Origin of the sequence: Flavobacterium sp. 120 (assembly GCF_003633605.1) — a bacterium.
Lineage (GTDB): Bacteria > Bacteroidota > Bacteroidia > Flavobacteriales > Flavobacteriaceae > Flavobacterium > Flavobacterium algoritolerans.
The window spans coordinates 254,478-276,680 of the sequence record NZ_RBKZ01000001.1 but is presented as its reverse complement, the minus strand read 5'-3'; the positions used below and the strand labels follow the sequence as shown (position 1 = coordinate 276,680).

Sequence of the window (22,203 nt, the reverse complement as noted above, 5' to 3'; positions counted from 1 at the left end):
TCACTTTCTTTTTTGCACAAAAGCTCCTGCCAGCGCCAAGAAAAAGGGTTTAAGATCAAATGGGTTGCAACGAATAACGAGGTTAGCTCCTGATAATAATAATGAAGTATTAACCCCCAATAGCAATCATGCTGCGGTTGTCTTGATTCAAAGCGGGATTATTTACATCCTCGATAGTAGTCATTCCTGCGCGTACTTTCTTTTTGTTTTTAATGGCAAAAGCAATCAGGTCTTCTATCGCTTCGCCATTTCTGAAAGGCGTCAGTAAGTCTGTTTCGGAGTTGGAGAACAGACAGTTTTTAATTTTCCCATTGGCCGTAAGGCGAATTCTGTTGCAACCGTCACAAAAAGGATTGGTTATCGAACTGATAATCCCAAAACTTCCCAAGTAGTTTTTTATTTTGAATTCTCTGGCGGTGAAGTTTTTATCGTCTTCTAATTTCTCTACATCCGATTCTGGGAAATGATGTTGCACCTGATCCAGAATCTCCTTTTGAGAAACCATTTTGCTCTTGTCCCACTCATTTCCTGCAAAAGGCATGAATTCTATAAACCGAATCGAAATGGGTAAAAATTGGGTGAGTTTTATAAAATCAATGATTTCATCGTCATTGAATCCTTTAATTAAAACCACATTTACCTTGATTTTGAAATCATTGTTCAGCAACAAGTGCAGATTATCAATTACACTCTGAAACTGGTTTCTAAGCGTAATCGAATGGAATTTTGAAGCCACCAAAGTATCTAAACTCAAGTTGATTTTCTTGACGTTAAACTGCTTTAGAACATCTATATGTTTGTCAATCAGAATTCCGTTTGTAGTAATGGAAATCTCGGTTTTGAGCGACCCCAGTTTGGCGATTATTTCAGGAAAATCTTTTCTTAATAGCGGTTCTCCGCCGGTAAGCCTTATTTTATCAACACCATTATTGACGAATGTTTGGGCGATGGCGTGAATTTCGTCAGCCGTCATCAAGCTCGCTTTTGGACTTAATACAATTCCATCGGCTGGCATGCAATAGGTACAACGCAAATTGCATTTCTCAATTAGAGAAATACGCAAATAGTTGTGTTTACGTCCAAAATCATCCGTTAAAACAGCATTATTTGGTGTCATGATTATTGCCTTTTAAAATATGAAAAACATGCAGCACATAAGGAAATATGGCGTCCATAGATTCCTTTGCGCCATTAGTTGAACCCGGTAAAGCCAGTACCAACGAATTGCCTAAAGTTCCCGCAACGGTTCTGGAAAGCATGGAATACGGCATGCGCTGTTGTCCATAATTGCGTATGGCTTCCTCGATTCCCGGAATTCTGGTTTCTAATAACGGTTCCAATGCTTGCGGTGTAACATCTCTTGGCGAAAGCCCGGTTCCTCCTGTAAAAATGATCAATTGATTTTCTTTTGCGAAAGCTTTAGTTCGCTCTTGAATCACATCCATTTCATCTGGTATGATTTCGTAATGTGTCGTTTCCACGCCGCTAATTTCCAGTTTTTCGACAATTATTTTACCGGAACGATCTTGTTTATCTCCCGCAAAAATAGAATCGGAACAAACAAAAACCGCCGCTGTAATGGCGGATGGAAATCTATTTTTGAAAGATGATTTTCCGCCTTCCTTACTAATTAGTTTAATGGTCGAAATCTCGATGTTCTTATCAATTGGTTTCAGCATATCATACATCGTAAGCGCCACAATCGAAGCACCGTGCATCGCCTCGACCTCAACTCCGGTTTTATAAACCGTTTTCACATTGAAAATAATATCAATGCTCAATTCGTTGATTTCATATGCTACCGACGTAAATTCAATTGGAATAGGATGACAATCCGGAATCGATAAATGCGTGTTTTTCACCGCAAATAACCCGGCAGTTTTTGCCATTTCCAGCACGTTCCCTTTTGGCACCAGATTATTCACAACGGCGTCAATAGTTTCTTGCTTGCTGACTATAACTGTTGCTTGAGCTGTTGCGGTGCGGAGCGTACTTATTTTATGCGTGATATCAACCATTTTTTTTAAAATGTTTAAAGTTTAAAGTTTCAGGTTAAATCTGATAACGACTAATTATAGAAACTACGAACTACTTTTTAATTTTTTTGTACTTTAAAATGTTTAAGCCAATCATTAAAGACAATCGCTATCTACAACGGAAATTATGACTTTCGCCCTTAAGACCTTCGACTCCGTTACTTTATGACTTTTATTACTACAAACTATTTTTCTTCCAGGTAAAAGTACTATTTTCAAATATTTCTTTACCAAAAATAGGCACATCAGTTTTTATCCAATTCACAATTGTTTCCGTAGCTTCATACACTTGCTTTCTTCTCGTTGCCGAAACAAACACAAACAAACAGATTTCTCCGGCTTTCACCGTACCCAAACTATGATAAATGTGCATGCAAATCAAATCGAATTGCGCGAAAGCTTTCTCTCTAATCACACTGAGTGCTTCGTCTGCCATTTCCTCGTAAGCAGTATAATCAATTGCTGCTACGGTTTGACTGTCAATAACATCGGCTCTGACTTGACCCAAAAAAATATTATGTGCTCCAATAGTGGTTTTCGATTGGTGTTTGGCAATCGACTGCCCTATAAATTCCGAAGAAATGGGTCCTTGAATGAAAACAGTTTTCTTACTCATGATTTTATTTTATTTATACTTACAAAGTCTCCAAAACCTTGTAAGCGTCTATTTTATCTAATGCTTTAGCGCCACCGGCAATACTTTTGGCATTCATGAAATTATTATTTCTAAGAATCTCCACTGCTTTTTTACTTCTAATTCCGGATTGGCAAAAAACAAGTAATGTCGCTTTCGGTTCCAGTTGATGCAATTCAGATTCTAAACGGTCTAACGGTATTTGAATCCCATTTTTGATTGTTATTTTTGGGTATTCATCAGCATTTCGAACATCCAGAAAAATAACTTCCGGATGATGTATTTGTTCCAATGCAAGTGCAGCACTAATTTCAATAGTTGCAGTTTCTACTGAGCTATATTTATTTTCGAAAGCTAGTAAATCAATAATATGCATCGCTTTTTTTGAAAACTCAAACTTCTGTTGTTCGTTATTCAACATATTATAAACCAGTAATTTTCCAGACAACAAATCCCCTATTCCCAAAACCATTTTCAATACTTCATTTGCTTGAAACATGCCGATGATTCCCACCGATATTCCCATAACTCCCGCATCATTACAGTTCTTAACCTCATTGGATTCATCCGGAAATAAACAGCGGTATGTAGGTCCGTTTTCATAATTAAAAACAGAAACCTGCCCTTCAAATTTATAAACAGAGCCGTAAACAAAAGGTTTGTTGGTTACACCACACGCGTCATTAATCAAATATTTAGTATCCAGATTGTCCGTCGCATCGACTATAATATCATAGTGTTCGAATAACAAAATTGCATTTTTCGAATCTAATTTTTCAGTGATTGCCTTTATTTTTATCGAAGGATTGAGTTCCAAAGCCATAGCTTTTGCCTCGAGAACTTTACTTTTTCCCACGGAACTGCTTTTGTAAATCACTTGGCGTTGCAAGTTGGTCACTTCGATTCTATCATCGTCAATAATACCAATTTCCCCTATTCCGGCTGCAGCCAAATACGGTAAAACAGCCACACCCAATCCACCTGCGCCAACAATTAAGACTTTGGCTTGCTGCAGTTTTTGTTGCCCATCAATTCCTACTTCAGGAAGTATAATTTGTCGGTTGTATCGTGCTGTTTCCATAATCTTAGTCTTTTATAATTCACCTTTAGGGGTTAGGGGTACTATCCTCCGGCAAATGGCGGTAATAAAGCTACAATATCGTTACTTTTTAGAATATAACTGGAAGTATCTTGCATTATTTTTTGATTAATGGCGATGCTAAATGAAAGTAAATCCAATTCGTATTTATATTTCAATACAGACAACAAATCCTTCAAAGGCATATTCGAAAAAGAAAATTCTTCTCCTTGACTTTTTGTTTTCTCGGCTATGGCGCCAAAATATTTAACCGCTATCATGACATTACATTTAAATTTTGAAAAATAAACTCATCTTCTAAATTCTCCTCTTGAAAATAAGCCGTTAATTTTGAAGCATTTCGCACCACTTCACCTATGACGATAATTGCAGGAGAGGAAAGTTGGTGCTCTTCGACTAATTTCGCAATCGAACTTATGGTTCCTACCACTTTTTTCTCCGTGTCTTTTGTTCCGTTTTGAATGATGGCAACTGGTAAATCATCGGTCCTGTTGTTTTGATAAATCAAAATAATTTCGTCCAATTTATTCATACCCATCAATATCACCACCGTTGCTGAGGATTGCGATGCCAAAGCCACGTCTTTAGACAACTTATGATCAGAAGTAGTTCCGGTAATTACCCAGAAACTTTCGGCAATTTTTCTTTGTGTCAAACTGATTCCATTAGATGCAGGAACGCCTAAAGCCGATGAAATTCCGGGAACAATTGCTGTTTCCAAATCAAATTTTTCAGCATATTCAATCTCTTCGCTTCCTCTTCCAAAAACAAATGGATCGCCGCCTTTCAATCGAACAACATGACCAAAACGTTTTGCCATCGAAACAATCAATTCATTAATTTGATCCTGACTGTACGCATGACACCCAAAACGTTTCCCCACAAAAATGATTTCTGCCTGCGTAGCATATTGCAATAACTCTTCATTTACAAGGGCGTCATACAAAACAACATCAGCACTTTCCAGCGCTTTGATGGCTTTTAAAGTAATCAACTCCACATCTCCGGGGCCCGCCCCGACGATTGTCAATTTTGGTGTATTTGAATTTTTCATTTTAACTGGGATAAATTGGTATTCAATTCGTTCAACTCGGCAACAGAATTTATATTTTTAAACAAGTGTCTTTTGGCATCCGTAATCGGAATCAATTGATGTTTTACATTTGAAATGAAGCGCATCATTTTCAAATCATTTACATCAATTGCCTCTTTTAAAACAGGTAGTATTCTTTTTGAATATATTCCTATCAAAGGATGAATCCGATTTGTATCTTCAAAAACAGAAACATCAAAATTTGTACCATGCTTTTCAATCAACTCCAATAGTATTTCGCTAGAAATCAACGGAATATCACAACTCAATATCAAATTCATCTCCGTTTCTGAATGAACCAACGCGGTAAATATTCCGCCCAAAGGTCCTTTATCAACTACTATATCTTTTATTTTCTTGTATGCTAAATAATCATAATCGTTTGTATTCGTAATCAATTGAATGTTACTCGATATTGGCAAAACCGCTTCAATAATATGCTCGATAAAAGGTTTGTTTTGATACAATACCAATCCTTTCTCCGACTGCATTCGGCTACTTTTCCCTCCACAAAGAATTGATACTTGCATTTTTTTTTATTTTTAAAGAGATGAAAAAACTTAGAAACAAGAAGCATGATTATGATGCTGCTTTTAATACTAAATCATCAATCTTAATTTATTTCTATCTTCTCTCTTGTTTCTTGCTTCAAACTATATTCTTATTAACCTAATCAATCAACTTTACACTCCTTACTAGGATTATTATTTTCTATCAATAAAGCGGTATAACCTGTACTTCCTGATCTTTTGCAATATCTACCACATCATAAGGCAAATAAATTAAAGCATTTGCTGTTGCAAAAGTGTTTAACATCGCTGAACTTTGACTCTCCAGAATAGTAACTTTTTCATCGTCATACAACCCTTTCAAGAACAGTGATTTTCCGGATGTATTTTCAAACGGAACCGTAATTTTTCGTTTAATTTTTGGCAAATAAATAGCTTCAAAACCCATACTTATTTTTAGCGCCGGATGAACGTAAATATAAAAACCGGTCAATGTTGACGCTGGATTTCCTGGCAATGCAAAAACTATCGTTTTGTCTTTTTTTCCAAAAAACAAAGGTTTTCCCGGTTTCTGATTGATTTTATAAAACAACTCTTCTACTCCATTTGACAAAAGTGCCTCTTTTACAAAATCATAATCCCCAACCGAAATTCCGCCAGAAACCAAGATCACATCAAACGCAGAAAGACAGCTTTTCAACACTCTTTTTGTCGCTTTCAGATTATCCTTCACACGGAATATTTCTATTTTCTTAATCCCAATTCCCTGCAAAGCGGATTGCAGCATAATCGAATTACTTTCGTAAATCTTTCCTTGAGCTAATTTTCTTCCGGCTTTCACCAATTCGTTTCCCGTGACTACAATGGCAACTTTTGGTTTGGCATAAACTGTAATTTCCGTGATTCCCAAACAAGCTAAAAAACCAATAGTAGCAGGAGTAATCAAAGTATTCTTTTCTAATACGAGTTCGTTTTCTTTGATTTGCTCGCCTTTGTTTCTGACATTGGCAAAACGAACAGGCATTTTAGTTATTTCAACCGTTTTATTTTTAACCGCAGTATGTTCCTGCATGACAACCGTATCCAAATCATCAGGAACGTAAGCCCCTGTAAATATTCGAATCGCCTGATTTTCCTTTATTTTTTTATTCGAAAAGTCACCCGCCTGCGAAGTGCTTACTACATCCAATTGCTGCAATTCACTATGTATAAAAGCGTAACCGTCCATCGCTGATTGCCTGAAAGGCGGCATATCCATTGGCGAATAAATTGTTTCTGCCAAGATAAAACCAAGTGATTTTGCCACTTTAATTTTTCTAATGGGCATCTTGCAACTATTCTTTGCAATTATCGATAAGGCTTCTTCGACTTGTACCATAACACTTTTTAAAAAATAAGTATAAATACTTATTACAAATATAAGTACTTTTATCTAGTTAGACTGTTTTTTATGAAAAAATTTTACAGCAAAAATTTCATGCCATCGAGTTACTGAATACAAAACAAAAGATACTATTGCAAACAAAGCGATTTCAAAACACATTTGGGATTCTAAACAATTGCTTTATTTTAAAAAGGATAAAATTTATCAAACACACACATTTTTTTCAATAAAAATGCGCCTTTAATAAATTTAAAACGATTTTATTATATAATTCTCTTTTACATAGTTGCTAAATTACTATATTTATGCAAAATTTATATATATGGAACTTTTAACGTGTCCGAAATGCCAAAGCAACCACATTATAAAAAGTGGCATAATCAACAGTAAACAAAGGTATTTATGTAAAAAATGCAACTATTTTTTTACGGTAAATAAAATAGGCAAAAAGATTGATGATTACTATGTAACCAAAGCATTACAGCTCTATCTCGAAGGCTTGAGTTTTCGTGAAATCGAGCGAATTATTGGGGTTTCCCACGTCACGGTAAGCAACTGGGTAAAGACATTTAACATAAAAAAACCGTCTCACGCCAACTACCATCCTACTTATAAGATTTTTAGCCACTTAGAACTAATCGAATATTTAAAAAACAAACAATTACTTTCCGGTGCAGGTATGATTATAACGGAACTTGGAGATAAGTTTATGCTTATAAAATGGGAAAGATTCAAAGATTAACTATATACCTTTACACATAAATATATCTAAATTTTTTTTCAGAATAAAATAATAGAATTTGGTACTTTATTAACCAACCATTTAACAACCAAAATTTTATTTATGAAAAAAATATTTTTTATAGCGGCAGTACTCTTATTGTCCCTAAAAGGTTTTTCACAAGGCTCAGTTGATTACGGCAGCGGAATGAAATTCAATTTGAACGAGGATGGTTCAAAATACATGCGATTTATTGCATGGAACCAAATATGGTTTCGTTCCAGCCAAATGAACCCCGGAACAATGATTGGAAATGAAGCGGCAACAACCGGAACCGACATTGGAAACAGACGTTTGCGTTTTCTTGCCTACTCTCAATTATCTAAAAGATACATGATTGTAACGCACTTTGGAATCAACAATCAAACCTTTACTAATGGTGGTGCAGCGGGAACTTCAGGAACTGGAGGATACGGTGCCGGAAAAAAACCAGGCATATTTTTTCACGATGCTTGGAATGAATACGCATTAGTTTTACCTGAAAAAGACAAAAAATTCAGCTTATCTCTTGGTGGAGGATTGCATTATTACATGGGATTATCCAGAGCAACAATGGCTTCTACATTGAACTTTTTAACCATTGACGCGCCTATCTTCAACTGGCCATTAATTGAAAATTCAGATCAGTTTGCCAGACAAATGGGTTTGTTCGCCAAAGGTAAATATGGTAAATTAGAATACCGTTTGAGCTACAACAAACCTTACGCTACAAACTTAGCTCCTACTAATGTAACCACTGCAAGTGATGCCGTAGCCGTTGAAAACAGCGGAAATACAAAATGGTCTAAAGCAGGTTATTTCGAATATCAATTTTTAGATCAAGAAGCTAATTTACTGCCTTATAAAGTAGGAAGTTATTTAGGGACTAAAAAAGTATTCAATATTGGTGCTGGTTTTTACACTGCTCCAGATGCTACCAGAACTTCCGTAAACAACACTATTGAAAAACACAATATCAATCTTTTTGCTGCAGATGTTTTCCTTGATTTACCTATTGGAAAAAAAGAAAACAAAATGGCCGTTACCGGATACAGTGTTTTCTATGATTACGATTTTGGACCAAACTATTTACGTAATGTAGCCATTATGAATATTGGTTCTGTTGATCCAAACTTCACAGGAAACAGAGCATTGGCCGGACCAGGAAATGCACAAGCTACTATTGGATCTGGAAATATCTGGTACACACAAGCCGGAATTTTATTGCCAAGCAAAGTAGACAAACCTAAAGTTCGTGTACAACCTTTTGGAGCATTTACGTATAAAAGCTTTGACGCTTTAGACAAGTCCAGTACCCAATTTGATCTTGGAACTAACTTTTTCTTGGATGGACAACATGCCAAAATCACTGCACAATATTCAACAAGACCCGTTTACACGACTCCATCTACTATCTCAGGATCAAAAGGGGAATTCGTAGTGCAACTTCAAATCTATCTATAAACTAATTTAAAAATATAATTTATGAGTACTAAATCAACAAAAGGAATTTGGAAAGTCATTTCCGCATCCTCAATGGGTACAATGATCGAATGGTATGATTTCTACATCTTTGGAAGTTTAGCCGTTGTAATTTCAACTAAGTTTTTCCCTTCAGATAATCCTACAGCTGCCTTCTTATCTACCTTGGCAACATTTGCAGCCGGATTCGTAGTGCGTCCTTTTGGAGCGCTCTTCTTCGGAAGATTAGGAGATTTAATTGGAAGAAAATATACTTTCATGGTTACGTTGTTATTGATGGGCGGAGCCACATTCTTGATTGGGTGTATCCCGAGTTATGAAACTATTGGATTCATGGCGCCTTTATTAGTATTAATTCTTCGTTTGCTTCAAGGTCTTGCTTTGGGTGGTGAATATGGCGGAGCCGCAACCTATGTGGCCGAGCATGCTCCCGTCGGGCAAAGAGGATACTGGACTTCTTGGATTCAGACTACAGCAACGGTTGGATTATTCATCTCTTTGATGGTGATTTTAGCGACCAGAAATATCCTTACACCGGAACAATTTGACGAATGGGGATGGAGAGTTCCGTTTTGGGTTTCTATCATCATGGTAGGAGTTTCGTATTTGATTCGAAAAAACATGGATGAATCTCCAGTTTTTGCTAAAGCGAAAAGCGAAGGAAAAACCAGTACCAATCCATTGAAAGAAAGTTTTGGAAATCGTTACAACTTGAAATTTGTATTGTTGGCTTTATTTGGGGCAACCATGGGGCAAGGAGTTGTTTGGTACACCGGTCAATTTTACGCGATGAGTTTCTTAAAAACGGTAATGGCGATAGACTCTTCTCAAGTAGATACATTACTGGGAATTGCATTAATCCTGGGTACACCATTTTTCATCTTCTTTGGTTGGTTAAGTGATAAAGTAGGTAGAAAATACATTATGATGGGCGGAATGTTATTGGCTATTGTCTTGTACAGACCAATCTACAAACAAATGTACGAAACCACATCGGTAAAAAATAAAACCGAAATTGTGGCAAACACTAAAGTTGTTGCTGAATTAAAGGAGAACAAGAAACAAACTATGGATTCTATCTATACAACCAACAAAGAGTATGCAGATGGAACGACATTAGTAGAAGTAAAAACGGTATCTTTAGAAAACGGTACGGCTAAAGTTGTAGACGGAAAACCAAAAATAGAAACCAAAACAACTATTAAAATTAACTCCAGCGACAATTGGGCTTTGATATTTTTAGTATTTGTACAAGTAATATTTGTAACTATGGTTTATGGTCCTATTGCAGCATTCTTGGTAGAAATGTTCCCGGTAAAAATCAGATATACTTCGATGTCATTGCCATACCACGTAGGAAATGGAATTTTTGGAGGATTACTTCCTGCTATTTCAACCTATTTTGTAACCAATGCAAAAGACTTAGGTCATCCGGAGTTTTACCTTGAAGGACTTTGGTATCCAATTGTTATTGCTGCAGTCAGCTTTGTAATTGGAATGATTTACATCAAAAATAAAGATAAAAACGCTCACGTATAAAAAACACAGCTATGAATCAAATAAAAAGAATATTAGGATTAGTTTGGATTGCATTTGCTGCTGCTGCAGCGTATTTTTGCATCTTTACTTTTGGATTACCAAAATTTATGTCAGGAAAACAAGAGGATTTAGTATTCGGAATTATTATCCTTTTTATACTCACCCCATTAATCGTTTTAGGATTAGGAACTTTTGGGTATTATTCCTTAATGGGTGATTATGACGAAAAAGACAACTAACTGAATTCCATAATAGACAGTCTCTGCATGCACTTGCAGAGATTGTCTATTTTTAAAATAAAACCCCAGATTCGAAAACAGAATCTTTAAAAAGCGAAAGCAAACACCGCTGCAAAGCAAACCGTATCTTCTTATGAAAAAGAGACATGAACAAAAGTTGGTTATCCTTTCAATGCTAATGCTATTAGCTTTGAACGTGCCACTCTTGCTGTTATTTGACAGTTCAAAACCACTTTTTGGATTCCCAATCATATACATTTATATCTTCTCGGCATGGCTGTTTTCAATTGCTATATCGTACTTAATCATAAAAAGATATTATGAATAGCATTGGACTCTTATTAATATTAATGCTTTATTTGTCGATTCTTTTTTACATTGCCTATTGGTCCGAAAAAAGAAGCCATTCTAAATGGACAAATAATCCTTACATCTATTCCTTTTCGTTAGCCGTATATTGTACAGCCTGGACCTATTACGGCAGTATTGGCGTTGCTGCAGAATCCGGTTTAGGTTATTTACCCATTTATTTAGGTCCCATATTAATTATTCCCACATGGATGATTATCCTCAAGAGAATTATCCGAATTTCGAGAGTAAATAAAATTTCCAGTATTGCGGATTTTATTTCTTTACGATACGGAAACAGTAGATTTCTGGGAGCACTGGTAACCATAATTTGTATTTTCGGAATCTTACCATACATTTCCTTACAGCTAAAATCAATTTCGGACACTTTTCATATTGTTACCAAAACGCAGGCGAGTTCCAATATTTTTACAGATACTACAACCTATGTTTGTATGGCGCTGGCCTTATTTGCTTCTTATTACGGAACAAAATATGTAGATGCTTCCGAGAAAAGACGCGGTATTGTAACTGCCGTGGCCATGGAGTCCATTTTGAAATTAGTTTTCTTCTTAATCGTTGGTATTTATGTTACCTATTTTGTTTTTGACGGATTTGATGACATTTATCAAAAAGCTGCTGTCCTTAAAGATTTTGATAAAAAAAACACCATAGGCGGCATTACAAACGGAATCAACTGGTTCTTTCTTTGTGTTTTATCCATGTTTGCTATATTCCTATTGCCAAGACAATTCCATACTGCTATTGTCGAAAACAATAAAGAAACACACATTCGAACAGCGATTTGGCTTTTTCCGTTGTACCTGTTACTTTTCAACCTTTTTGTATTTCCAATTGCTTGGGGAGGCAACATCCTTTTTGAAGGAAAAGGTCATAATTCAGACACCTATTCCTTACTGATACCTCAGCTTTTTGACAATAACGTACTGACTGTTTTAGTGTTTCTGGGTGGGTTTTCGGCAGCCATTTCGATGATTATTGTATCTTCCATCGCTCTCGCCACCATGTTGAGCAACAACTTATTGATTCCGTATGGTTTCATTGGTTCACTGGAAAACTCTTCACAAAAAAAGAACAGTAAACGTATTGTAAACAGTCGAAAAATAGGAATTTTTTCTCTTATTATTTTGGCGTATGCCATCTATAGAATTTTCATTTTGGATTATTCCTTAGTGTCCATCGGACTGGTTTCATTTGTTGTTATAGCACAACTGGCTCCCTCTTTTTTTGGTGCCATATTCTGGAAAAGAGGTTCTAAAAACGGCGCTGTAACAGGAATTATCCTTGGGTTTTTAACCTGTTTCTACACGCTGTTAATTCCGTATGCCATAGGAATCACAAAATCAACCAGCCTTTTTATTCAGGAAGGGCCTTGGGGAATTGAATTGCTAAAGCCTTTTCAACTTTTTGGTTTGGATTATTTAGAACCCATACCACATGCTGTTTTTTGGAGCTTGCTCATTAATATCATGAGTTATGCTGCGGTATCGGTGAGTTTCAAAGGGAATTACAGAGAGCGTAATTATGCCGAAATGTTTGTGGATATTGACAAATACATCACCAATCACGAAAATGCTTTTGTGTGGAAAGGAACCGCTTACATATCTGACATTCAAAAAGTGCTACAGCGATTTCTTGGTGAAGACCGAACAAAACGAGCGCTGACTATTTTCAATTTAAAATACAACATCGATAAAAATATCACAACTGCCGATGCGCGATTTATAAAGTTTGCCGAGAATTTATTGACGGGACACATTGGTACGGCTTCCGCCAAAATATTAATATCGAGTGTGGTCAAAGAAGACAAAATCAGTTTGCCGGAAGTCTTGCGCATTTTGGAGGAATCCAAAGAAAATATCATTATCAATAAAAAGTTGACAGACACTTCGAATGAATTAAAAAAAATATCAGAACAATTAAAAAATGCGAATCAGGAATTAGTCAATAAAGACATTCAAAAAGATGAATTTCTGGATACGGTTACCCATGAATTGAGAACGCCAATTACCGCCATTCGAGCAGCCAGCGAAATTCTTCATGACGATGATGACATTCCGGAAGAATTGAGAAAACAGTTTTTACAAAACATCATTTCGGAGTCCGATCGTTTGAATCGTTTGATTGATAAAATTCTGGATTTAGAAAAATTTGAAACCGGGAAACAAAAGATTTATTTGTCTAAAAACAACATCACAAAAACGATTAAAAAAACTTTAGACTCCTTGAATCAATTAATTAAAAACAAAAACATAACTGTTGAATTCAAGGATTCCAACAAAGAAATAAGAGCTTTCTATGACGAAGAACGAATTGTTCAGGTGATTCATAATTTATTATCGAATGCCATAAAATTTTGTTCGGAAACAAATGGGAAAATAGTGCTTTCGATTCTTGAAAATGAAACCAATATAGAAGTCAAAATTCACAATAACGGGAAAATAATTAAAGAAGAAGATGCTGAAGCCATTTTTGATAAATTCTATCAATCGAGAAACCAGAATATTAAAAAACCAATAGGAAGCGGTTTAGGTTTAGCCATTTGTAAACAAATTATAGAACACCATAAAGGAAGTATTTGGAGTGAAAATAATGTAACTGACGGAGCCACTTTCATCTTTACGTTACCCAATTATAACACAACAGAAAATAGTTAAAAATGAAAAAGATTTTAATTGTAGATGACGAGCCAAACATTGTAATGGCACTGGAATATACTTTCAAGAAGAACAATTTTGAAGTTTTTATAGCACGTGACGGACAAGAGGCTTTGGATATTTTAGAAGTACAACTTCCCGATGTGATTATTCTGGACGTGATGATGCCCATGGTTGATGGTTTTGCCACATTGGAACAAATAAAAAAAGACGAGCGATTGCGGCATTGCAAAGTCATTTTCCTTTCGGCAAAAAATAAAGAAAAAGACATTGAAAAAGGACTTTCATTAGGTGCCAATTTATATGTGGTCAAACCTTTCTCAGTCAAAAAATTAATAGAACAAGTACAGGATTTAATTCAATAAGAAACAAATTCAACACCATGAAATACGAAGAAATTTATGCCCGAAGCATCGACCAACCGGAAGCATTTTGGGCAGCGCAGGCAGATGAAATTGAGTGGTACAGTAAACCGGAAACAATTTTGTCGAAAGACGAGAACGGCTATCCGCTTTGGTACAAGGATGGCGAGTTGAACATTTGTTATCTCGCATTAGACAAGCATATTCAAGACGGATATGGCGACCAAACCGCCTTTATTTATGATTCTCCGGTAACACAAACCGTAAAAAAATACACCTATTCAGAAGTAAAAACCGAAGTGGCAAAACTCGCAGGAGGCATGCAATCACTAGGATTAAAAAAAGGAGATACTGCCATAATTTACATGCCAATGATTCCTCAAACTGCATTTGCTATGTTGGCTTGTGCGAGAATTGGAGTGATTCATTCGGTTGTTTTTGGAGGTTTTGCACCGCATGAATTAGCGATTAGAATCGATGATTGCAAACCCAGAGCAATCATAACGGCATCATCCGGAATAGAGATTGACCGATTAATTGCGTACAAACCTTTAGTAGATGAAGCTATTGAACTTGCTTCTCACCGACCAAAAAAAGTAATTGTTTTCAACAGGAAATTAGGCGCCAGAATTCCGTTTAAGAAGTACGATGTGGATTACGACGCCTTGGTTTACGGCTCCGAAGAAACACCTTGTATTCCTTTACATTCCAATCATCCGCTGTATATTTTATACACTTCCGGCACTACAGGAAAACCCAAAGGAATCGTAAGAGATACCGGTGGCTATGCCGTGGCATTGAAATTTTCCATGAAATATATCTATAATATAAACCAAGACGAAACTTTTTGGGCGGCTTCGGATATGGGTTGGGCAGTTGGCCACAGCTACATTCTTTACGGACCGTTATTGAATCGGAACACCACCATAATTTTTGAAGGAAAACCTATCAAAACTCCAGATGCGAGTACGTTTTGGAGAATAATTTCAGAGCATAAAGTGGGCACCATGTTTACGGCTCCAACTGCCATCAGAGCCATCAAGAAAGAAGATCCTGATGGAGAATTCATCAAACAATATGATTTAAGCCATCTTAAAAATCAATTTCTGGCGGGAGAGCGTTGTGATAATGCCACATTAGAATGGTACCAACAGCACATTCCTATTCCTGTAATTGACCATTGGTGGCAAACAGAATCTGGCTGGCCAATGATTGCTAATTCTCTTGGAATTGAAAAAATGCCAGTGAAATCGGGTTCCGCAACAAAAGCAGTTTGTGGATATGACATTCGGATTTTTAATGAAAACGGCGAAGAATTAAAAGCGAATGAAGAAGGATTGGTTGTCGTAAAACTACCTTTACCTCCAGGAAATATGTTGGGAATTTGGGAGAACGAAGCCCGTTTTAAAGCCAGTTATTTCAGTAAATTTGACGGATATTATCTATCAGGCGACGGTGGTTACAAAGATGAAGACGGTTATATCTTCATTACCGGAAGAACGGATGATGTCATTAATGTGGCTGGACATCGTTTATCAACCGCGGAAATGGAAGAAGTTGTTGCTTCCCACCAATCCGTTGCTGAATGCGCTGTTATTGGAATTCTGGATGAGTTAAAAGGGCAAATTCCTTTGGCTTTGGTGGTAACCAAATTAGGCGCCGAAATTGAGCATTATCAATTGGAACAAGAAATCATTAAACTGGTTCGCCAGCAAATTGGTGCTGTAGCTTCGCTACGAAATGTAGTCATTGTACAGCGATTACCAAAAACGCGCTCGGGGAAAATCCTCCGAAAACTAATGCGCAGTATTACAGATGGCGAGTCATTTCAAATTCCGTCAACTATTGATGACGAATCGATTGTGGACGAAATCATTGCAACATTAAAAAAATATAAAATAGGGGTTTATAATTTATAAAATTTATCAATAATCATGAGTTACTATAAAATTAATACTTTAGAAGAATACTTCAAACACTACAAAAAATCAATTCGCGAGCCAAGAAAATTTTGGGATAAAATTGCTTCCGAAAATTTCACTTGGTACCAACAATGGGATAAAGTAGTCGATTTTAATATGGCTGAAGCCGAAATAAAATGGTTTACAGAAGCTAAAGTAAACATTACAAAAAACTGTATCGACAGACATCTTGCTAAAAAAGGAGACAAAACGGCTATCATTTTTGAACCGAATGATCCAAATGAAGCAGCATTGCATATTTCGTATAATGAATTGTACGAGCGCGTTTGTAAAATGGCGAACGTATTGAAAGAACAAGGTATCCAAAAAGGAGATCGCGTCTGTATTTATTTACCAATGATTCCAGAATTAGCCATTACCACTTTGGCTTGCGCCAGAATTGGAGCCATTCACTCTGTTGTTTTTGCAGGATTTTCTGCTTCGGCAGTAGCTGCAAGAATAAATGACAGCGAATGTAAAATGGTCATCACTTCTGATGGTGGCTATCGCGGAAACAAAACCATTGATTTAAAAAGTATCGTTGATGAAGCTTTATTGAATTGCCCTTGTGTGGAGAACGTTTTGGTTGCCAAAAGAATCAACTCAACTATCAATATGAAAGAAGGTCGTGACCAATGGCTACAACCACTTTTAGACAAAGCTTCTGACAATAATGTAGCCGAAATAATGGATGCCGAAGACCCTTTATTCATCCTTTACACATCCGGTTCAACCGGAAAACCAAAAGGAATGGTGCATACCACAGCCGGTTATATGGTGTATACCGCGTATACTTTTAAAAATGTTTTTAGTTACGAAGAAAATGACATTTTCTGGTGTACTGCTGATATTGGTTGGATTACAGGACATTCCTATATTCTTTATGGACCGTTATTGAATGGAGCCACAACTGTAATTTTCGAAGGGGTTCCGTCCTATCCTGATTTCAGTCGTTTTTGGCAAACCATCGAAAAGCATAAAGTCACTCAGTTCTATACTGCTCCAACAGCCATTAGAGCTTTGGCAAAAGAAAGCATCGAATACGTACAACGCTATCAATTGACTTCTTTGAAAGTAATTGGATCTGTAGGAGAACCCATCAACGAGGAAGCTTGGCACTGGTACAACAACCACGTAGGAGATAAAAAATGTCCTGTAGTGGATACGTGGTGGCAAACAGAAACCGGAGGAATTATGATTTCGCCAATTGCTTTTGTAACCCCAACAAAACCTACGTATGCTTCGTTACCATTACCGGGAATTCAACCTGTTTTGATGGACGAAAAGCGCAACGAAATTGAAGGCAATCAAGTAACCGGAAGTTTGTGTATTAAATTCCCTTGGCCGGGAATTGCCAGAACCATTTGGGGCGATCACCAGCGTTATAAAGACACCTATTTTTCTACCTTCCCAGGCAAATATTTCACTGGAGACGGTGCATTGCGTGATGAAGTTGGGTATTATAGAATTACGGGTCGTGTAGATGATGTAGTTATTGTTTCCGGACATAATCTGGGCACTGCACCTATTGAAGATGCCATCAATGAACATCCTGCAGTTGCAGAAAGTGCTATTGTAGGTTTCCCTCATGACATCAAAGGAAATGCTTTGTATGGTTTTGTAATTCTAAAAGAAACGGGAGAATATCGCGACAGAGAAAATCTTAGTAAAGAGATTAATCAACACATATCAGACCATATTGGACCGATAGCAAAATTAGACAAAATTCAGTTTGTTTCCGGTTTACCAAAAACACGTTCCGGAAAAATCATGCGCAGAATTTTGCGTAAGATTGCCGAAGGAGACTACTCTAATTTTGGTGATATTTCAACGTTATTGAATCCTGAAATTGTAGAAGAAATCAAAGACGGAAAAATTTAGATTTTAGTTTTAATTGTTGTTAAAAACTGCTTCCTAAACGAAGCAGTTTTTTTATATAAAAAAGGCTGTCTTTGTAGAGACAGCCTTTCAAACATTTAAAACAAACAAACCGTACTATTCCTTAATGAACTTCAATACCTGAACTCCATTATTCTCATCATACGCTTTTACTATATAAAAACCTTGATTCAAATCACTAATTATATATTGATTCCCTTCAGATTGATTTGCATCAAACGATTTTACCAATTGTCCTGTTATAGAAAAAATTTGAACTTTGGAAGTTGCAGCATTTAAAGTAAAATAACTCGAAGCCGGATTTGGATACAACAAAACAGTTGGTGTTTTTTCATAATCGACTATTGCCAAAGAGGCCGTTTTGTTTCCATAGATTCGGTATTCACCAGCCGGAATTGTTATCGGATCATTTACATTAGTCACCGTGATTGTTGTATTGTCCATCAAATTGTACCACTCACCGGTATAAGGAAATCCAGTTGCTACATTTTGTGTGGTTACATTAAAATTAGCCAAGATCAAAACATCTTTAAGTTGGCTTGAAGCCAAAACGCTATTGGTAATTTTGATATTTGGATACAAGGAACTAGTATTCGATATGGTTGCAGTTCCTGAAAAAACAGGCTCTACAGTTTTCATCGTAATCATTTTGGACCAATCGTTATAAATTTTACTTCTATTGGTATCTCCAAGCCAATTAGTAACCCATTGCGGTTGCTGTTTGGTATCTAATTTACAATCCCCAGAAGTAGCATCGGACGAAGTATTTACCGTTCCATTGTTACAGGCAAAAATAGAATTTTCCCAACCTAGTTCCCCAAAATGCCAAATCATCTTTGGTCCTGGAACCAATAAAGAAACAGCTCCAATTGCTGACATTCTAGACAAAGCTACATTTAATGTTTTTACATTATGGGCAGCATTAATACTATTCCCGAATTGTAAATTTTTATACATTAATCGTTCTTCATCATGACTTTCGGCATAACCCATCAATCTATTTGTGGTAAAACCTCTGCTCGTACTGTTCATACGAGAAATATTTCCGGCAAACCCCATAGACAATTCATTGTATTGACCGGTCATTATTCCCCACATCATAATTCCTTTACTTGGCGTTTCATTAATTCTGTAATTTGCCCAAAGTTGCTCTTCATCATCATTACCCAAGTGCTCAAAAATAGTATAATGTGTTGGGTCTAAACTCCAAGAATAATCCGCATATTTTCGCAATACATCTACTCTATCTTGTTGTTTAACTCCGGTACAAGCTTCTTGACCACCAGTAACATTAGCAGGGCAGTTCTGAGTAAATCCTTTGGTTAAATCCCAACGAAATCCGTCAATTTTATATTCTTCTACCCATTGTTTAATGACACGCTGCACATAGTTTTGCGTTCTGGGTTGTTGATGGTTAAAATCCTCACCCACACTATAACTGTGCATTGCCGTTGTATTAAAATAAGGGTTTTCAGTTGAAGGAGAACCCCAACCATCTCCGTCAGGATCATTCATCCACATACGAAGCATTGGATTTCTTCCAAAAGCATGATTCAATGCTACATCAAGAATTACCGCAATTCCGTTTTGATGGCATAAGTCCACAAACTCTTTCAACTTATCAGAAGTTCCATAGAATTTGTCCAAAGCCATGTGAAAAGAGGTATTATAACCCCAACTTTCATTGCCTTCAAATTCCATTACAGGCATTAATTCAATCGCATTTATTTTCAAATTTTTGAAATAATCGATTTTATTAATCAAGTCTTGATAGCTTCTATTGGCATCAAAATCACGAACCAACAATTCATAAACAACCAGTTTTTCTTTAGCAGGTTTAACAAAATTAGTTGTAGCGCTACTCCAAGCGTAAGGCGTTTTTCCTGTTTGCAATACCGTTACTTCTCTGTCTTGACCTACTGGATAAACCGGAAGATTTGGATAAGTAGAAGCTGGAATAAAAGGATCATCATTAGGAGACAAAACTAGAGTCGAATACGGATCGGCAGTTTTCACTAAAGAAGGCGTGCCTGCAATAGGTGTAGCATCAACGACCCAATACTGATACGTATAATTTGTTCCTGAAACTAATCCAGTTAATTCTAACCAAAACTTACCAGAAACAGGATCTTTTTTCATAGCATAAGAAGCCGTAGGCTGCCAGCTGTTGAAACTTCCTGCTACATAAACAAAATCTTTGAACGGAGCGTCTAAAACCAAAGTTGCTTTTGTGGCATCAGCAGCATTATAATTGATTCCATCTAATAAACCTGCTGGCATTGACTCACTAACCGTACCCGGATTGACTACAGCACCGAACTTTTTAGTGATTACGGTTGTTCCCTGAGTAACCTGCAGCTCGTAATTTTGGTTCCCTGTAATATTCGTATGATTATAGGAATAACTGGAAGTGGCAGCATTTGTATTTAAATTTGTGCCATTTGCTTTCAATACATAACTGGCATTTCCACCGGTATTAGTAGCTGAAATAGTCAAACTTCCGCCTGAAGCAATAATTGTGGAACTATTTTCAGCCGGAGCAGTTAGTGTCACTTGGTAGGCACCAACTTCAACAAAATTATCTTGCGATTTTTTATCTCCTGTTCCATCCTTAGCTTTAATAAGAAAACCTATTTTACCTATTCCATTTCTATTGTAAAAGGTATTTGGAGTAAATGTTTTAGTATAGGTATTCGTAACGGAGTTGTAAGCAAACCTATTCGCTTCGTTGGACGCAGTCCATGTACCGTTAGTAGGACAATCAATACTGTTTGCATCATTGATGTCAAAAGACCAAGTCCACATGTATAATGCGTTTCCGGTAACTCCCCAAGTTGCTTCATTTACATTATTCCCATTGATGGTAATGGTAATAGATGTCGTTTCTTCAAAAGTAGCTGGGCTTATGGTATAAGCGATTGTTTGTTGCTGAGCTGAAGCGACAATTGAAAGGAAAAACAATAAAAAAAGTATAGTTTTTTTCATGGTTTAGTGTTAATTAAATTAGATAGAAAAAGGCTACCTATGAGATAGCCTTTAAATATTTTGAAATAAATTATTCTTGATTTGGCAACATCAAATAACTACCATCTAAATCATTGAAATAAATTTTGTATTTTGATTTTGCAACTGGAATATCTCCTCCACTAGCACCATTACCAGTAAACCCTGAAAATTCCGTATCTCCTCCCCAATTAGTATCCCAAGCATTGTTTGCTCTAAATTTCCCTTTACCGTCAAATAGAGAAATACTTAGTGTCCAAACATGAGGACTAAATGCTGACACAGTCATTTCTGAATCATCTCCAGACCAACCTACATCAGAACCAGTTCTTGATGAACCTAAGAAACCTATTCTTGAATAAACTGATGCCGCAGAAGCGTTATAAGGAACTAAAGTGTAAGCTAACGTTTCAACATTAAATGTAAAAGTGTAGTATCCTGAAGCTGAAATTGTAAATTCACCTGCATTATCTTTAATTTCAATTGTATTATTTCCTGCATTCCCTAATTGAGAAGCCCAACTCCCTTTTTCAGAAATTAGCTTAAAATTTCCTTGAGTAAAGTACCCTGTAAATTTATAAATACTTGGATTCGTTCCACCTCTAAACATAGGTTGGTGTTTCGTATCAACATTATTATCCCAACCACCTTCAACAGCTGCGCCAATTAAATACCAATCTGTAAATGCGTATGGCACTAATCCTGTATACGCATTAACTAAAATAGTCAATGGTGTTTCAGACATCATTTTTTCAACTCCTGCAAGGCTTGACATTACTTTTATATCATAAGATCCTAATTGATCAGGTATACCACCTAACTCAATTACTGCTTGATTTAAGGTTTTTACAGTAACTTCGAGTTGAGTTGCACCAGAAGTTCCTCCTAATTCAATTGCTTTTGTAAAATCGCCCCCTTTAACATCGATTAAAAGTTTGTATCCTATCTCAACATCGCCACCATAAGTTGCTTTGGTCCAAACAAAACGCTCTGCAACATCATCAGCATTTTCTTCAAGTAATACATATGATTTATCATTTTCAGGCGCAACTAATTCAGGAGTATCAACTCCTTGAATTACTGGTCTATCTTCTACATCTTCAACGCTACAAGACAAGGCAAGTATCGCGAATAAAGCAATTACTGATTTAGTTATATTTTTCATTTTTCTATTTAT

The 22,203-nt window shown here is 36.4% G+C and carries 18 protein-coding genes; 8 read left to right on the top strand and 10 right to left on the bottom strand.

The features are described from left to right. Positions 1–109: 109 nt before the first annotated feature. The 8 genes from moaA to glp all read right to left on the bottom strand — a co-directional run bounded on the left by moaA (position 110) and on the right by glp (position 6,749). Positions 110–1,117, bottom strand: coding sequence for a GTP 3',8-cyclase MoaA (gene moaA / locus C8C87_RS01090; RefSeq protein ID WP_121340829.1), 1,008 nt, complete (start codon positions 1,115–1,117; stop codon positions 110–112). Then, positions 1,104–2,018 (bottom strand): bifunctional molybdenum cofactor biosynthesis protein MoaC/MoaB, encoded by a 915-nt coding sequence (moaCB, locus tag C8C87_RS01085; RefSeq protein ID WP_121340828.1) that lies wholly within the window; start codon positions 2,016–2,018, stop codon positions 1,104–1,106. Before moaCB ends, moaA begins: the two co-directional genes overlap by 14 nt. 196 nt (positions 2,019–2,214) lie before the next feature. Beyond that, positions 2,215–2,652, bottom strand: a complete 438-nt coding sequence (locus C8C87_RS01080; protein ID WP_121340827.1) for a molybdenum cofactor biosynthesis protein MoaE — start codon at positions 2,650–2,652, stop codon at positions 2,215–2,217. 19 nt (positions 2,653–2,671) lie between these two features. After that, entirely contained in the window at positions 2,672–3,751 is a 1,080-nt protein-coding gene (gene moeB, locus C8C87_RS01075) for a HesA/MoeB/ThiF family protein (protein WP_121340826.1), read from the bottom strand. Between the two features lie 41 nt (positions 3,752–3,792). Next, positions 3,793–4,029 (bottom strand): MoaD/ThiS family protein, encoded by a 237-nt coding sequence (locus tag C8C87_RS01070; RefSeq protein WP_099713660.1) that lies wholly within the window; start codon positions 4,027–4,029, stop codon positions 3,793–3,795. Beyond that, complete coding sequence (gene cobA / locus C8C87_RS01065; RefSeq protein ID WP_121340825.1) at positions 4,026–4,823, bottom strand: uroporphyrinogen-III C-methyltransferase; 798 nt, start codon at positions 4,821–4,823, stop codon at positions 4,026–4,028. The genes C8C87_RS01070 and cobA overlap by 4 nt, the downstream gene beginning before the upstream one ends. Continuing rightward, a complete protein-coding gene (locus C8C87_RS01060) occupies positions 4,820–5,392 on the bottom strand; it encodes a molybdenum cofactor guanylyltransferase (RefSeq protein ID WP_121340824.1) in 573 nt (190 codons plus the stop codon). Before C8C87_RS01060 ends, cobA begins: the two co-directional genes overlap by 4 nt. A 184-nt stretch (positions 5,393–5,576) precedes the next feature. After that, positions 5,577–6,749 (bottom strand): gephyrin-like molybdotransferase Glp, encoded by a 1,173-nt coding sequence (gene glp / locus C8C87_RS01055; RefSeq protein WP_121340823.1) that lies wholly within the window; start codon positions 6,747–6,749, stop codon positions 5,577–5,579. Between the two features lie 328 nt (positions 6,750–7,077). Between glp and C8C87_RS01050 the strand changes: the two genes are divergently transcribed. From C8C87_RS01050 to acs, 8 genes are all read left to right on the top strand, one after another. After that, positions 7,078–7,497, top strand: a complete 420-nt coding sequence (locus tag C8C87_RS01050) for a helix-turn-helix domain-containing protein (protein WP_099713664.1) — start codon at positions 7,078–7,080, stop codon at positions 7,495–7,497. A gap of 102 nt (positions 7,498–7,599) precedes the next feature. Further along, on the top strand, positions 7,600–8,979 hold the full coding sequence (locus tag C8C87_RS01045; RefSeq protein WP_121340822.1) for a porin: 1,380 nt from the start codon (positions 7,600–7,602) through the stop codon (positions 8,977–8,979). A gap of 21 nt (positions 8,980–9,000) precedes the next feature. After that, a complete protein-coding gene (locus C8C87_RS01040) occupies positions 9,001–10,536 on the top strand; it encodes an MFS transporter (protein ID WP_099713666.1) in 1,536 nt (511 codons plus the stop codon). 11 nt (positions 10,537–10,547) lie between these two features. After that, positions 10,548–10,775, top strand: a complete 228-nt coding sequence (locus tag C8C87_RS01035) for a DUF6814 family protein (protein ID WP_099713667.1) — start codon at positions 10,548–10,550, stop codon at positions 10,773–10,775. A 320-nt stretch (positions 10,776–11,095) separates the two neighbouring features. Beyond that, entirely contained in the window at positions 11,096–13,801 is a 2,706-nt protein-coding gene (locus tag C8C87_RS01025; RefSeq protein ID WP_121340821.1) for a sensor histidine kinase, read from the top strand. A gap of 2 nt (positions 13,802–13,803) precedes the next feature. Continuing rightward, a complete protein-coding gene (locus C8C87_RS01020; protein ID WP_099713669.1) occupies positions 13,804–14,166 on the top strand; it encodes a response regulator transcription factor in 363 nt (120 codons plus the stop codon). Next, on the top strand, positions 14,163–16,082 hold the full coding sequence (locus tag C8C87_RS01015) for a propionyl-CoA synthetase (RefSeq protein ID WP_255415490.1): 1,920 nt from the start codon (positions 14,163–14,165) through the stop codon (positions 16,080–16,082). Before C8C87_RS01020 ends, C8C87_RS01015 begins: the two co-directional genes overlap by 4 nt. Positions 16,083–16,097: 15 nt before the next feature. Further along, a complete protein-coding gene (gene acs, locus C8C87_RS01010) occupies positions 16,098–18,005 on the top strand; it encodes an acetate--CoA ligase (RefSeq protein WP_121340819.1) in 1,908 nt (635 codons plus the stop codon). A gap of 114 nt (positions 18,006–18,119) precedes the next feature. On the opposite strand, the gene C8C87_RS01005 is transcribed toward acs, so the two are convergent. Both C8C87_RS01005 and C8C87_RS01000 read right to left on the bottom strand, forming a co-directional pair. After that, a complete protein-coding gene (locus tag C8C87_RS01005) occupies positions 18,120–21,008 on the bottom strand; it encodes an alpha-amylase family glycosyl hydrolase (protein ID WP_121340818.1) in 2,889 nt (962 codons plus the stop codon). 70 nt (positions 21,009–21,078) lie between these two features. After that, complete coding sequence (locus C8C87_RS01000) at positions 21,079–22,191, bottom strand: SusE domain-containing protein (protein WP_121340817.1); 1,113 nt, start codon at positions 22,189–22,191, stop codon at positions 21,079–21,081. Between the last annotated feature and the right edge of the window lie 12 nt (positions 22,192–22,203).